This window comes from Stappia sp. BW2 (assembly GCF_008107695.1).
GTDB lineage: Bacteria > Pseudomonadota > Alphaproteobacteria > Rhizobiales > Stappiaceae > Roseibium.
Genome location: NZ_VIRG01000103.1, coordinates 39816 through 54820 on the forward strand (window position 1 = coordinate 39816; position 15005 = coordinate 54820).

12 protein-coding genes and 1 pseudogene are annotated in these 15005 nt (G+C 59.6%); 7 read left to right on the plus strand and 6 right to left on the minus strand.

Annotation, left to right across the window (positions count from 1 at the left end; genetic code table 11):
• Positions 1 to 100: 100 nt before the first annotated feature.
• Together FMN63_RS28635 and FMN63_RS28640 are read left to right on the plus strand one after the other, a co-directional pair.
• Positions 101 to 303, plus strand: a pseudogene (locus FMN63_RS28635) (IS3 family transposase); the annotation flags it as partial.
• Between the two features lie 248 nt (positions 304 to 551).
• A complete protein-coding gene (locus tag FMN63_RS28640) occupies positions 552 to 1721 on the plus strand; it encodes a M20 aminoacylase family protein (RefSeq protein ID WP_148587577.1) in 1170 nt (389 codons plus the stop codon).
• Positions 1722 to 1817: 96 nt separating this feature from the next.
• Here the strand turns inward: FMN63_RS28640 and FMN63_RS28645 are convergent, their stop codons facing one another.
• A complete protein-coding gene (locus FMN63_RS28645; protein ID WP_205514397.1) occupies positions 1818 to 2579 on the minus strand; it encodes a helix-turn-helix domain-containing protein in 762 nt (253 codons plus the stop codon).
• A gap of 261 nt (positions 2580 to 2840) precedes the next feature.
• Between FMN63_RS28645 and FMN63_RS28650 the strand changes: the two genes are divergently transcribed.
• The 5 genes from FMN63_RS28650 (at position 2841) to FMN63_RS28670 (ending at position 10040) form a co-directional block, all read left to right on the plus strand.
• Positions 2841 to 4421: an ABC transporter substrate-binding protein gene (locus FMN63_RS28650; RefSeq protein ID WP_148587579.1), complete on the plus strand. Its 1581-nt coding sequence runs from the start codon at positions 2841 to 2843 to the stop codon at positions 4419 to 4421.
• A 134-nt stretch (positions 4422 to 4555) separates the two neighbouring features.
• Positions 4556 to 5503 carry an ABC transporter permease gene (locus FMN63_RS28655; RefSeq protein ID WP_162530156.1) on the plus strand — a complete coding sequence of 316 codons (948 nt, stop codon included), beginning with the start codon at positions 4556 to 4558 and terminating at the stop codon, positions 5501 to 5503.
• Positions 5500 to 6324: an ABC transporter permease gene (locus FMN63_RS28660; RefSeq protein WP_148587581.1), complete on the plus strand. Its 825-nt coding sequence runs from the start codon at positions 5500 to 5502 to the stop codon at positions 6322 to 6324. Before FMN63_RS28655 ends, FMN63_RS28660 begins: the two co-directional genes overlap by 4 nt.
• 19 nt (positions 6325 to 6343) lie before the next feature.
• Positions 6344 to 7969, plus strand: coding sequence for an ABC transporter ATP-binding protein (locus FMN63_RS28665; protein ID WP_148587701.1), 1626 nt, complete (start codon positions 6344 to 6346; stop codon positions 7967 to 7969).
• Positions 7970 to 8045: 76 nt separating this feature from the next.
• Positions 8046 to 10040, plus strand: coding sequence for a CocE/NonD family hydrolase (locus FMN63_RS28670; protein ID WP_148587582.1), 1995 nt, complete (start codon positions 8046 to 8048; stop codon positions 10038 to 10040).
• Positions 10041 to 10293: 253 nt separating this feature from the next.
• Here FMN63_RS28670 and FMN63_RS28675 read toward each other — a convergent pair whose 3' ends face one another.
• From FMN63_RS28675 to FMN63_RS28695, 5 genes are all read right to left on the minus strand, one after another.
• On the minus strand, positions 10294 to 11046 hold the full coding sequence (locus FMN63_RS28675; protein ID WP_148587583.1) for an SDR family NAD(P)-dependent oxidoreductase: 753 nt from the start codon (positions 11044 to 11046) through the stop codon (positions 10294 to 10296).
• A 22-nt stretch (positions 11047 to 11068) separates the two neighbouring features.
• Positions 11069 to 11887, minus strand: coding sequence for an SDR family NAD(P)-dependent oxidoreductase (locus tag FMN63_RS28680; RefSeq protein WP_148587584.1), 819 nt, complete (start codon positions 11885 to 11887; stop codon positions 11069 to 11071).
• Positions 11884 to 13251 (minus strand): TRAP transporter large permease, encoded by a 1368-nt coding sequence (locus FMN63_RS28685; protein WP_148587585.1) that lies wholly within the window; start codon positions 13249 to 13251, stop codon positions 11884 to 11886. Before FMN63_RS28685 ends, FMN63_RS28680 begins: the two co-directional genes overlap by 4 nt.
• Positions 13252 to 13253: 2 nt before the next feature.
• Positions 13254 to 13787 carry a TRAP transporter small permease subunit gene (locus tag FMN63_RS28690; protein WP_148587586.1) on the minus strand — a complete coding sequence of 178 codons (534 nt, stop codon included), beginning with the start codon at positions 13785 to 13787 and terminating at the stop codon, positions 13254 to 13256.
• Positions 13788 to 13861: 74 nt separating this feature from the next.
• Positions 13862 to 14887, minus strand: a complete 1026-nt coding sequence (locus FMN63_RS28695; protein ID WP_209001429.1) for a TRAP transporter substrate-binding protein — start codon at positions 14885 to 14887, stop codon at positions 13862 to 13864.
• Positions 14888 to 15005: the final 118 nt, after the last annotated feature.

Sequence of the window (15005 nt, forward strand, 5' to 3'; positions counted from 1 at the left end):
CTTTGCCAAATTTTTTTTTTTGGGGGGGTGACCGATCTCTACTCCCGCCGTGTCGCAGGCCTCCTCTCGGCGATGCGTTACATCGCCTGCCAGGCAATGGATGAGCCGGCGCGGGACCGGCCACGACAACGCTGTTGCCGAGAGCTTCTTCAAGCTGTTGAAGCGCGAGCGGATACGGCGTCGAGCCGACAAAACCCGCGAAGACGTCGGCCGGATGTGTTCGATACCATCGAGATATTCTACGACTCGAAGCGAAAGCACGTCAGGAACGGGAGGCTGTCACCCGTCGAGTTCGAACGGTAGTAGAAAATGATAGCCGAGGGCGTCTGGAAACCCGCGGCTATCCACTATTCAGTCGCTCCTCGTGAACCCCTAAATTCATGAGTTTACGGCCTAAATTCAATCCATCAAATGCCGGAACTATACAAACTAGGGTTGACTTGCTCCCTCTGGAGCCTGAGAAGCTGCGCCGCGATGGAGGCGATAGCCGTCCATGTCAGATCCTTCCCGCCACCGTCTATTAATACCCAAAAACTGCAAGGAAATGCCTTATGGCAATCAAGAATCGCTTTGCCGATTTGCTTTCGGAAATCAGTGCATGGCGCCGTGACATCCACGCGAATCCCGAACTGGGTTTCACGGAAACGCGCACGGCCGGCAAAGTTGCTGAACTTCTAAGATCCTTTGGCTGTGAAGAAGTCGTTGAAAACGTCGGTAAGACCGGCGTTGTCGCTGTCATCAAAGGACGCGGCGGCGAAGGCAAGTCCATTGCGCTGCGCGCCGATATGGACGCCCTGCCGATTACCGAACTGACCGGCGTTGAGTATGCCTCCGTAAATCAGGGTAAAATGCATGCCTGTGGTCACGATGGTCATACGGCTATGCTGCTCGGTGCCGCCAAATACCTGTCAGAAACCCGCAATTTCGCCGGTCAGGCCGTGCTGATTTTCCAGCCCGGTGAAGAGGGGTGTTTTGGTGCGCGCTGTATGCTGGAAGACGGACTTTTGGAGCGTTGGAACATTGATGAAGTCTACGGCATGCACAATTGGCCCGGCATGCCGGTTGGCAGTTTTGCCGGTCGCGCAGGCCCGAACATGGCAGCCGTCGGCAACCCGACCATCAAGATCACGGGCAAGGGCGGTCATGCTGCAGAGCCGCACGATTGTATTGACCCAATGCCAGTGGCCGCTCAGATCATCATGGCCTGCCAGACCATTGTCTCGCGCAATGCCGATCCGCTCGAATCGCTTGTCATTTCGCTGACAAACCTGACATCGGATTCAACCGCCAGAAACGTAATCCCGGAGACGGTTGAAATTACCGGTACGGTGCGCGCACTCAGTGACGACATGATGAAGTTTGCCGAAAAACGGATTGGCGAAATCTGTGCCGGTCTTGCACTGAGTGCCAACGTCAAGATCGAGTTCTCGTTCGCTGCAGGCTATCCGGTCACGGTGAATGATCCTGCTTCAATGGAGGCAGCCGTGGCCGTTGCCCGTGAAATCGCCGGCGCCGAGAATGTCGATGATGATATGGCGCCGTCCATGGGTGCAGAAGATTTCGCGTACTTCCTGCAGAAGCGACCGGGCGCCTTCATCAATCTTGGCAATGGTGACAGTGCCGGACTGCACTCGCCCTATTACAACTTCAACGACGAAGCCATTCCATTCGGATCCAGCTGGCTGGTCGGAATGGTGGAAGCACGCAGCCCGCTCAGTTGATCGGTGCCGTTGAACCGTCCTGGAAAAGAGCCGACTTGGCTCTTTTCCTGTTTTTACTCACCTCAACAACTATGAATATCTGGGTCGCTCTGTTTTTTACCGTGTGGCGACAAGCGTGTGGTTTTCGCCGTCGACGTTCAGATAGCGGCGCACGGGGAGGGGCAGCTTCGGCGATTTTTCATTGAACAGGCCACATCCTTCCAACAGCTGCCGCTTGTCCGGGTTCGGACCCACCGCGCGCCATATGGTCCGCGTGGAATAGGGCAGGTTTTCCTCACGCCAGGAAACGCCGGTCGTCACCCCGCGCAGATAGGTGCGCTGGTGTTCTGCAAACGGCATCAGTGTCGTCTGACACAGGAAAGAATGTTCGCTCATGCCGCGCTCGACGATAAAAAGCCGGTTGCGCCAGTAGGCGGCCAGTCCGGAATATTTCGAAAGCTGCCGAATCTCCAGGTCGCGATCATAGATCCGCTCGATCGTTTTCACCGTGATCTGACCGTTGTGTTCCTCGAGTCTGGCAAAGCTTCGGACGATTGTTCCGGGCCATGACAGGCTTTTGTGGTAAATTTCGTAATAGCCTGCGTACTGGCGCAGCTCCGGCAGGTTTCCGGGAAACCCCTCCCGCAACAGGAAATTCGGCCCGATGGTTACATCTGGCTTGCCCAGTATGTCCTGAAAATGCTTCTCCGGCAGCAGGAAGTCCTGCGGTTTAAGTTTGAAGTACCGCGCAATTTTCCCCGTATTAAAAGGCGAAGGACGAGTTTGCGCGGCAAGATAGCGGTTGAACTGTTGCCTGTTGATCCCGATCTCGCGACAGATTGCTGTAATCGACGGACGGGTATCGCAGGCAAGCCTCAAATTGGCCGCGAAACGACTTTTGTTACTGTTTTTCAATCTGTTCGGAGCCGATCATAATAGCGTCAAGTAGCGTCACTGTGCATCAATAAGCGAAGTTGTCCGGCTTGCGCAAGCCGCTTATGCAGCTGCACATGAATTCTGACAGACCCGTCAACCGCGCCTTCAGGCATCCCGATACGACCTTTTGCGACTATTCAGCATCCGTAATCGTGAAGCGGCACGGGCGATATGTGAAACGCTAGAAAAGACCGGCAAAGCCAAATGAAAAAAACGAAATCAACCATTCAGAAATCCGGCCTTGATCGCCGCGCCTTTCTTGCCTCTACCGCTGCTGTCGGGTTTGCGGCAACCGCTTCCGGGCTTTTGGTGCCGAGCGAAAGCCAAGCTGCCGAAGAACCGCAGCGCGGTGGCCACCTCGTCCTCGGTCTTGACCGCGGGCAGACGACCGATGTTCTTGATCCCGGCACCTACACCGGCAGCGCCATGTTCCTGGTCGGCTTCACCTGGGGCGACAGGCTGGTCACCACCGATCCGGTGTCCGGCGAGGCGCTCCCCAGCCTTGCCGAAAGCTGGACATCTTCCGAAGATGCAAAGGTCTGGACCTTCAAATTGCGCAAGGATGTGCGCTTTCATGACGGCACGCCGTTCACCGTCAACGATGCCGCCCAGACGCTCCGCCGGCATTCCGACAAGGACTCCACCTCCGCAGCACTCGGCCTTCTCAAAGGGATCGAAACCATCGAAGAAAAAGGCGGCGATCTTGTCATTACGCTGAAGAACGGCAACGCCGACCTGCCGCTGACGCTGACCGACTACCATCTGCAGATCCAGAAGAACGGCGGCATGGACGATCCGAACAACGCGATCGGCACGGGGCCTTACAAGCTCGAAAGCTTCGAGCCGGGCATTCGCATCACCTTTTCCAAGAATGAAGATGACTGGAACGAGGATCGCGGTTTCGTCGACAGCGTAGAGGTGCTCGTCATCAACGACAATACAGCCCGCATCGCGGCGCTCTCGTCCGGCAAGGTGCATTTCATCAACACGCTCAGCCCGAAGACGATGCCATTGCTGTCGCGGGCGCCGAACATCGAGACCATCAGCACCAAGGGCAAGGGCTTCTATTCCTTCCTGATGCAAGGCGACACTGCACCTTTCGACAATAACGATCTCAGGATGGCGCTGAAACTCGCCATCGACCGCGAGGCGCTGCTGAAAACCGTTCTCGGCGGTTATGGCACGTTGGGCAACGACTATCCCGTCAATGATGCCTATGCGCTGGCGCCGACCGACATACCGCAGCGCGCCTACGACCCGGAAGAAGCGGCCCATTATTACAAGAAATCCGGCCATGAGGGCCCGATCCTGCTACGCACCTCCGATGGTGCCTTTACCGGCGCGATCGACGCCTCCGTGCTGTTCCAGGCAAATGCGAAGAAAGCGGGGATCGACATCCAGCTTCAGCGTGAGCCTTCCGACGGATACTGGTCGAATATCTGGAACAAGAAGCCATTCGTAGCTGCTTACTGGGGCGGCCGCGCAACGCAGGATCTCCGCTACACCACCAGCCAGCTTTCGACGGCGCCCTGGAACGACACCCATTTCAACGACCCCGAATTCGACAAGATGCTGCTTGTGGCCCGCGCCGAAACCGATCAGGAAAAGCGCCGCGCGCTCTACCGCGAGATGGCAATCAAGGTGCGCGACAACAGCGGCCTGATCCTGCCCGTGTTCAACAACTTCCTCAACGCCCGTTCGGTGAAGATGAAGGGCTGGATCGACGATGTCGGCAACGACCTCTCCAACGGACAGCTCGCCAGCCGCGCCTGGCTCGTCTCCTGATCCCACTAACGAGGAAGCCGCGGGCAAGACCCGCGGCTTTCGTGGACACCATGACAGAAAACCAACCCGTTACCTCCGCCGCCGGCAAAGCGCCGGTTCCCGGCCCGCTCGCGGTTTTGCGCGCGCGCTTTCCCATGGGAAGCCGCATTGGCGAGCGGTTTCTACTCGGCATCGGCCTGCTGTTTGCCAGTTCGGTCCTGATTTTTGCCGGGATCGAGATCCTGCCCGGCGATTTCGCCGAGACCTATCTCGGCCAATCCGCAACACCACAGGCAATCGCCAATCTAAGCGCAGAATTCGGCCTCGACCAGCCTCTCGTGACCCGCTATTTCGACTGGCTTTTCAATGTATTGCATGGCGATTTCGGCAATTCCTGGGCCAGCGGCCAATCGGTCAGCACACAGATTGCAGACCGTCTGGGCAATTCGCTGATTCTGGCTGGCGCCGCGGCGATCATTGCCGTTCCGCTCGCCGTAGGCCTCGGCCTTCTCGCCGTGCTTTATCGCGACCGTCTGGTCGACCGGCTGATCAACCTCATCTCGCTTGCCGCAGTCTCGCTGCCGGAATTCTTCGTCGCCTACCTGTTGATCATGGTTTTCGTGGTCCAGCACCCCGTCACGGCGTTTCCGGCCACGGTCTATGACAGCATGACCCTTCTGGAGAAGCTTCAGACCATCATTCTGCCGGTGGCAACCCTGGTTCTGGTGGTGATCGCACACATGATGCGCATGACAAGGGCCGCCATCATCAATGTCATGGCGTCGGCCTATATGGAGACAGCCGAACTCAAGGGCATCGGCGCTTTGCGGGCGATCGTGAAACATGCCGCGCCCAACGCGCTGGCGCCGATCATCAATGTCGTCGCGCTCAACCTTGCCTATCTGATCGTCGGCGTCGTCGTGGTTGAAGTGGTCTTCGTCTATCCCGGCATGGGTCAGTACATGGTGGATGCTGTGACCGTGCGCGATCTGCCGGTGGTGCAGGGCTGCGGCTTGGTGTTCGCGGCGATCTACATTCTTCTGAACATGACCGCCGATATTCTATCCATTCTTGCCAATCCGCGTCTGAGGCATCCACGATGAATATCCGTTCTGTTTCCCTGACGGCATGGATCGGCATGACCGGTATCGCCATAGCCGTCATCGCCGCCGCCTTCGCTCCCTGGCTTGCACCCTACGGCGAGAACCAGGTTGTCGGGGCCCCCTGGGAGGCGGCCAGCCAGGCCTTTCCGCTCGGTCTCGACAATCTCGGCCGGGATCTGCTGTCGCGCATGATCTACGGCGCCAGGATGACGCTGTTCGTGTCGTTCTGCGCCACCGTTCTCTCCTTTTCGTTGGGCGTTGTGCTCAGTTTCGTTGCGGCAGTCACGCGCGGATTTGTCGATATGGGCCTGTCACGCCTCAATGACCTGATGATGTCGATCCCGACGCTGATTTTCGCGCTGATCGTGCTGGCGGCGCTGCCGCAGAATCTGGCGGTGCTGATCGGCGTCATGGCGGTGCTCGATTCCACCCGCGTCTTCCGCCTCGGCCGGGCGCTGGCGGGCGATATCGCGGTTATGGACTTTGTCGAGGCGGCAAGATTGCGCGGCGAGAAGACGCTGTGGATCGTGTTCCGCGAGATCCTGCCGAACGCGATGACGCCGCTTCTGGCCGAATTCGGCCTGCGCCTCGCCTTCGCCGTTTTGTTCATCTCGACCCTGTCGTTCCTCGGGCTCGGCATCCAGCCGCCGACCGCCGACTGGGGCGGCATGGTGAAGGACAACAAGGACGGTATCATCTTCGGCATTTCCGCTGCCCTTGTGCCGGGTGCAGCGATTGCCGTGCTGACCATCTCGATCAATCTCGTCGTCGATTGGCTGCTGAATCGCACGTCCAGCCTAAAAGGAGGCCGCGGTGGCTGAGCTTCGAAAACCAGACGAAATACCCCTTCTCGAGATCCGCAACCTTGAGATCGGCGCCATGGCCTATCCGCCGGGCGAACGTCCCCATCCCATCGAGATCGTCAAGGGTGTGAGCTTTACGCTGGAAAGCGGCAAGGTTCTCGGGCTGATCGGTGAATCAGGCGCCGGCAAATCCACGATCGGGCTTTCACCGCTGGCCTACGGGCGCGGCGGCGTCACGATTACCGGCGGCGAGGTTCTGCTGGATGGCGTCGACATCCTGAAACTCGGCAAGGCCGGTACACGCGCGATCCGCGGCGCGCGGGTCTGCTACGTCTCGCAATCGGCAGCTGCCTCGTTCAACCCCGCCCACAAGCTCGGCAATCAGGTGATCGAAGCGACGGTGCGCCATGGGTTGATGAGCCGCTCGGAAGCCCGTGCTCGCGCAGTCGAACTGTTCGGAATTCTCGGATTGCCGGAGCCGGAAACCTTCGGCGATCGATACCCACACCAGGTCTCAGGCGGACAGTTGCAGCGCGCCATGACGGCGATGGCCCTGTGCAGCCGGCCGGAACTCATCATCTTCGATGAACCGACCACAGCGCTGGACGTCACCACCCAGATTGACGTTCTGGCGGCCATCAAGACCGCGATCGTGAAAACCGGAACCGCAGCGCTGTACATCACCCATGACCTGTCGGTCGTGGCGCAGGTGGCCGATGACATCATGGTGTTGCGCAACGGCGAAACCGTGGAATATGGCAGCGTCGAGAAAATCATCGAGAACCCCGATGCCGACTATACCCGCGAACTGGTGAATGTCCGCGCAATCCGGAACGAGGAAGCCGGCGACCAGTCCGGCCGCGTCTTGGAGATGAAAAACATCTCGGCCTCCTATGGCACAACGCCGGTTCTGTTCGATGTGTCGCTACACGTTCCAAAAGGGCAGACGCTCGCCATCGTCGGCGAATCCGGATCGGGGAAATCGACGCTGGCGCGAGTGGCCACGGGGCTTCTGCCACCGACATCGGGCAGCGTGCGCTTTGACGGACAGGAATTACCGCCGGCGCTGAAGAACCGCAGCCGCGAAGAATTGCGCAAGCTGCAGCTGATCTATCAGATGGCAGATACCGCGATGAACCCGCGTCAGACTGTTGGCGCGATCATCGGCAGGGTCGTGACGTTTTATGACGGCCTGCGTGGATCCGCACGCCGCAACCGGGTCAACGAATTGCTCGAACAGATCGAAATGGGCAGCGGCTTTTACGACCGTTATCCTGCCGAGCTGTCGGGTGGCCAGAAACAGCGTGTGGCCATTGCCCGCGCGCTTGCCGCAGAGCCGGAGCTGATCATCTGCGACGAGCCGACATCGGCGCTTGACCCGCTGGTTGCCGACGGCATTTTGAAACTGCTGCTGCAGCTTCAGAAGGAGAAGCAGCTTTCCTATGTTTTCATCACCCACGATATCGCCATTGTCCGCGCCATAGCCGACAGTGTCGCGGTGATGCACCGGGGCAGACTTGTCCGCTTCGGCCCCAAGTCACAGGCGCTGACCCCGCCTTTCGACGATTATACCGATCTGTTGCTGAAATCCGTGCCGGAGATGAAAATCGGCTGGCTGGAAGACGTGCTCGCCAGCCGCAGGATTTCCAGCGCCGGCAACTGACACATCAAGGCCGGGCCGCAGACTGGCGGCCCGCGCCCGTTTCCCGATAATATCCGAATACGAGAAGGTGAAAACCATGGCGCAACAAGGTTTTTCGACGTCTGAGGACCAGTGGATCACGCTCAAGGACGGCACCCGCCTGGCAACGCGAATCTGGATTCCGGACAGCGCCAAGGACAAGCCGGTTCCCACCGTGCTGGAGTATCTGCCTTACCGAAAACGCGGTGGAACCGACCCGCGCGACGAATCCACCTATCCTGTTTTCGCCGCGGCCGGCATAGCCGGTGTCCGGGTTGATATCCGGGGTTCTGGCGAATCCGAAGGCGTCATTGACGGCGAGTACACCCCGCGTGAGCTGTCCGACGCCTGCGAAATTCTCGAATGGATTGCCGCACAGCCTTGGTCGAACGGCAATGTCGGGATGATGGGGATTTCCTGGGGTGGCTTCAACTGCCTGCAGGTCGCCGCGCTGAAGCCGCCGCAGCTCAAAGCCGTGATCTCGATCGCCTCCACCGTTGACCGTTACAATGACGATATCCATTACAAGAACGGCACGCATCTTTCCGCGCAACTTTCCTGGGCAGGCACGATGCTCGCCTATCAGTCGCGCTCGCCCGATATCGATCTGGTTGGTGACCGTTGGAAGGAGATGTGGCTGGAACGGCTGGAAGGCCAGCCCTTCTTCATGGAGGAATGGCTTTCGCATCAGCGCCGCGACGATTTCTGGGAGCACGGCTCGATCTGCGAGGATTTCGACGGTTTTCCCGTTCCCGCGCTGGTGATCGCCGGCTGGGCGGATGGCTATCGCAACACGCCGCTGAAAGCGATCGAAGGCCTTCAGGACAAGGGCAAGGCGATTGTCGGCCCATGGGTGCACAAATATCCGCATTTCGCCTGGCCGAAGCCGCGCATGGACTTCCACACTGAAGCCATAGCCTGGTGGAAACGCTGGCTCGATGATGCCGACACCGGCGCTGAACGGCTGCCGCAGATGCGCGCCTATATTCTCGATGCACCGCGCCCGGCGCTTCGTCGCGAAAACGATCCCGGCTACTGGGTCGCCAAGCAGGATTGGGAAGTGCCGCAGACGGAGACGCTGACTGTAGCTGCCGACGGAACGCTCAATACGGCGGGTTACGACGCGGGCGTCGGGGATGTCTATCTGCGTTCGCCGCTCGATACCGGCGTTACCGGCGGGGAATGGTTTACCCTGAAGCCGGATGCGGAGATGGCCGGAGACCAGCGTCCCGATGATGGCGGATCGCTCATATTTGCAACCGCGCCGCTCGCCGAAGAGGCTGTCTATCTCGGTGCCCCCGAGTTTTCGGTCGATGTTGCCTGTGAGGCTGACTTTGAAAACCTTGTTGTCCGCATCATCGATGTCCATCCCGACGGAACGCAAACCCGCGCCTGCTACGGCGTTCTCAACCTTGCCCATCGCAACGGCAATGCCGAACCCGAAGCCATGGAACATGGCCACAAGACCCGCATCACCATGCAGCTTGACGCCATGGGTTACCGTTTCGCGCCCGGTCACCGCATCAAGCTCGCCCTCTCGACAAGCTACTGGCCGATCATCCTGCCATCGCCCGAGGCGCCCGGACTGACGATCGATACGGCCAGCATCCGCCTTGGCTTGCCGCTTCTCGGCGAGCACGAGCGTATCGCCGTTGCCGAGCCGGAAAATCCCGATCCCTTGCCGAAGTACGAAATGCTGGCGCCAGCGCAAACCCGGCGGGCGGTCGCGAAAGATCTGGTCACCGGACTGACCCACTACCGTATCTACGAGGACGCCGGACTGGAAGAGCATCCGGAGAACGGTCTGCGTACCCAGGAAATCCGCAACGAGGACTGGTCGATCGACCCGAATGACCCGCTGTCGATGAGAGGCGATATCGACTGGAAAATCCTAATCGAGCGCGACGGCTGGTCTGTCATGACGAAAACCACGACAGCGATGCACTGCACCGAGACAGACTGGATCATCTCCGCCAGCGTGACGGCATTCGAGGGCGAACGGGAAATATTCAAAAAGTCCTTCGAAAAGCGCATTGCGCGCGACTTCATGTAGCCGGCCCCGCCAACGGGTATGGGCGCGGAACAAGCGCCGCTCAAAGTCGTAAGCTCTCACGCGCGTTTCCTGGCTCGCGAGGCCCCCTGCGACCTATCAATCTCACGTTAGGAATGGCGGCCGATCCCTCGGAACGCTGCCATTCCTCGTGCCCAGGTGTGATGGCGTTTCGTCCGCAGTCAACGATGCCGAGAAGGAGCGGACGTGATGAAGGCGAACGATTAGGCGGGCAATCTTCGAACGCACCACAAGGTTAAGCCCTTAGCGCGGGCAGCCCGACGCCCGTGCTCTCAAAACCACCGTCCGAGGAAATAACCTGGCCGGTGACATAACTGGCCTTGGCACTGCACAGGAAAACGATAACCTCGCCGATTTCGCCTTCCGAACCGTAGCGGTTGAGCGGAATGGCATCGTGGTAGGCGGCGATGATTTCCGGGGTATGGACGGCCATGGCCAGCTTGGTGCGGACGGGGCCCGGGCACACGCAGTTGGCACGGATGCCGTATTCGCCAAGTTCTGCCGCCTGCTGCTTGGTCAGATGGATGACAGCGGCCTTTGAGGTGCCATAGGCCACGCGCAGGGTCGAGGCGCGCAGGCCGGAGATGCTCGCGATATTGACGATAGCACCCCTGGAGGCCTTGAGGGCGGGTGTGGCTGCCTGAGACATCAGGAAGACGCTGTCGAGATTGGTCTCCATGACAGTCCGCCACCGGGCGAAACTGGTGTCCTCTATCGGGCCGAAATCGGCGACACCGGCGTTGTTGACCAGGGCATCAATGCGGCCGAAGGTTGCCATCACGTCCGTGATGAGCTGGTCCACGGCTTCCGGTTGGGAAACGTCGCAGACGAAGGCCTTGGCGCCGTCCAGTCCCATCGAGGCCTCCTCCAGGGCGGGCACATCCCGATCGATCATCGCGACCTGCCAGCCCTCTTGAAGGAATAGCTTCGTCGTCGCCAAGCCGATACCCCGGGCCGCGCCGGTCACAAGAGCAAGTTTCTGTGTCATGTTGGTTGTCTCCGGGAGAAAATCAGATTGCGGCGTTGCCCATCAGGATTGCCATGCCACCGTCGACGCGCAGATCGACGCCGGTGATAAATCCCGCCGCGTCGGACGCAAGAAACAGAGCGGCTTCAGCCACATCCCATCCAGTGCCTTGCCGTTTCATCGGAACCTGGCCGGCACGCGTCTTCGCGATCATTTCCGCATTGGCAGCCGTCGCGATGTGAGCCTGGACATGCGGCGTATCGATCATGCCGGGTACGACCGTGTTGGAGCGCACGCCGCGGGCGGCATATTCCGTGGCGACGCTTCGGGACAGGCGGCTAAGAGCTGCCTTGGAGGTTTCGTAGCCGACATAAGGGTAAGGACCGTTCAGATGGGCGGCCAGCGTCGTGATATAGACGATGGCGCCACCCCCGTTCTTTTCAAGCTCCGGCAGGGCGGCCTGGGTAATATGGAACGCGGCGTCCAGATTGATTGAAAAGACGCGGCGCCAGTCCTCGTAAGGCGTGTCGCCGATGCCGCCCCGGGTGCTGATGCCGATGTTGTAGTGAAGGATGTCCAGACCGCCGAAGGCGCTGACGGCTTCTGCCACGGCGGCGGCCGCGGCCTCAGGGTCGGTCATGTCGCCGACAAAGGACGCTGCCCTTCCGCCTTCTCCCTGGATCAGGTCGACCGTTTCAATCGCAGCCTTGCCGTTTTGATCCACCACAAGCACCTGGCCACCTTCGCGGGCGTAGAGAACGGCGGCTGCCTTGCCGTTGCCCCAGCCAGGGCCGACGGATCCACCACCTATCACTGCAATACGTTTGCCCTCAACCCGGCCTGGTTTACCGATCTTTGTCATTGCATCACCTGATTGGGCAGCCAGAGCGCGATCTCCGGAAACGCGATGACGAGCCCGAGTAGAACGAGTTGCACCAGCACGAAGGGCACGATGCCGCGGTAGATCTCGCGCATGGTCAGCATGTCACCGGCGGCGCCTTTCAGATAAAACAGCGCAAATCCGAAGGGGGGTGTCAGGAAACTGGTCTGCAAGTTGAGTGACACCAGAATGGCGAACCAATAGATCATCTGAGAACTGTCGATATGGTTGCCAAGATGCATCAAAGGCACAACCGGCGCGAAGATCGGCAGCATGATCAGGGTGATCTCGATCCAGTCGAAAAAGAAGCCCATCACGAAGATCATCGCCATCATGGAGATCAGCAGACCCCAGTCGCCGAAGGGCAGAGCGCGGGCCGTCTCGACGATGAAATGCTCGCCGCCGACTTTGCGGAAAATGTAGGAAAAGGCCGTGGCGCCGACGAAGATGAAGAACAGCATTCCCAGCGAGGTCACCGCGCCGTCCATGGACTCTCTCAGCGTCGTCCGGTTCAGGCGGCCGCGTAGCAGTCCGAGCAACAAGGCGGCCGCGACGCCAACCCCCGAGGCCTCGGTCGGAGTGGCGACGCCTCCCAGGATGGAACCCAGGACGGCGATGATCATCAGCAGCGGCGCTAGAACGGACTTGATCGTTTCCAGCCAAAGGCCGCGCCTTTCATCGTCACTCAAGGGCGCTGCCTTGGGGGCGACAGAGGGCTGCAAAAACGAGCGGACAACGATGTAGATCACATAGCAGCCGGCAAGGAGAAGGCCTGGCAAAAGAGCGGCGACGAACAAGCGGCCGAGCGAGATCGACAGCAGGTCGCCCATGAACACCAACATCACGGAGGGCGGAATGAGAATGCCCAGCGTGCCCGCCGAGGCAACCGTGCCGGCGGACAGGCCCTTGTCATAGCCGCGCTCCAGCATGGTGGGGATGGCCAGCATGGTCAGCATGACAACCGAGGCTCCGATGATGCCCGTCGCGGCTGCCAGAATGGTGCCCATGAGAATGACCGCGAGCGCGAGGCCGCCGGGAATGATGCGCATCAGGCGCTGCAGGGTCAGCAGCAAATCCTCGGCGATGCGCGTCTTTTCCATAACGAGCCCCATGAAAATGAACATGGGGGCCGCAACAAGGACAGCGTTGTCGATTGTTCCTGAGAAAATGCGGTTGGGCAGCAAGGTGGCCTGGACCAGCCGCATGTCTCCAGTCCAGATCGCAAGCAGTCCGAAGACCAAACTGATGCCCATCAGCATGATCGCGACCGGAGCGCCGGAAAAAAGCAGCACGACGAGCGACAGGAACATCGCACCCGGCAGAAAGGCGGAGACGATCTCGGCCATGATCAATCCTCCCAGGGAGTGCGCAGAATGTCGGGCCGGCGCAGCGCGACGATGGCTTTGAACAGGACAGCCAGTCCGCCCGAAATGGTGAGCATGGCGCCAAGCGGGATCACGGATTTGACAATCCAGCGGTTCGGCAGGCCGATGCCGCCGGGACTGCCTTCACCACGTTCGAACGAGCGCAGCACAAAGTCGGTCCCAAACCAGGTCAGGAGCACCATGAACGGAATGAGAAAAGCCACGATCGCGACGATCTCGATCCAAAGCCGGGTGTTGTGGCGCATATTGCTGGAAAAAATGTCGATCCGGACATGGGCATCCGCCAGGTATGTCCAGCCGAAACAGAGCAGGGCAATCGTGCCGTGAATGTGCCACTCCAGTTCCTGGAGCTTGAAGGATCCGGTCGAAAAAAAGCGCCGACCGACGACGTCGTAGAGAATGACCGCCGCCAGAACCAGCAGAAGCCAGCCGCACAGGCGCGCCGCGAGACGGCAAGGCAAGGCCAAAAAGTCGGATAGTCGCAACAGGGTGTTCATCAGGTCTGCCCGAAATCTGTCGGAAGATCAGCCGGGAGGCCGGGCGCATCTTATCGCCCGACCTCCCTGGTTGCTCATTTCTTCACGTATGCCAAGTCGGACCACGTCTGGAATTTCTTGCGGAAATCCGACAGGCTTTCCCAAGCGCGTTTGAAATCCGGATCGGCTGCGGACTGCTCGACGACAACCTCGTCCCACGACTGACGGAATGCGGCCATCATCTCATCGTTCCACTGGTGAACCTGGACACCGGCGGCTTCCAGATCGGCCAACGGCTGAAGCTGTTTGGCTTCGCCTTCCGCCGCGGTCAGGGCGACATTGGCCTGGCAGGCGGTCTGGATGACGGTGCGCTGCTGATCCGACAAGCCGTCCCAGACATCCTGGTTGATGATGAACGTTATCAGCGAGGTCTGCTGGTGCCAGCCAGGGAAGTAATAATGCGATGCGTATTCGTTCATGCCGACGGCTTTGTCGATTAGCGGGAACGAAACTTCGGCAGCATCGATGGTGCCAAGACGAAGACCGGTCAGGGTGTCGGCGACGGGCATGGACTGCGCTTCGACGCCGAGTTTCGCCATCACAGCCGCGCCGAGGCCGAAGATGCGCATTTTGATGCCCTTCAGATCCTCCGGCTTGTTGATTTCCTTAGCGAACCAGCCGGAGGCTTCCGGAACCAGGATGGCGCAAAGCTCGGTGTGAATGTTGTACTTGGCCGTGATGTCAGCCCAAAGGTCCTTGCCGCCACCATAGTACCACCAGGCGGTGTAGGGGCGGATGTCCGGCCCGAAGGGAACCGCGGTAAAGATCGCCGCGGACGGGATAATACCTTGTGCGAAGCCCGGGCTGTACCAGCCTGCATCCACGGCACCGGTGGAGATGGCATCCCACATCTCGTTGCCGCCAACGATTGCACCGGGCTCGTTGAACTCGATCTTCAACTCGCCGCCGGTCAAGGCCTCAACCTGTTTCGTCAGGCCGACACCACTGTCTCCCAGAAGCGGCAGCGACGACGGATATACACTTTGCATGACCAGGGTCTCTGCCTGGGCTGCACATGTAAGCGAAAGAGCCGCGGCGGCGGCAATGGCAAAAGTCTTCATCAGTTTTTCCTCCCAATCGCGCTCTCACCACCAAAGGATGATTCCATGACTTGAAGACTTATGTCCATATCATGGATATTTGAGCTTGCCATAGAGTAGCGCCGAGATCATAAAAATG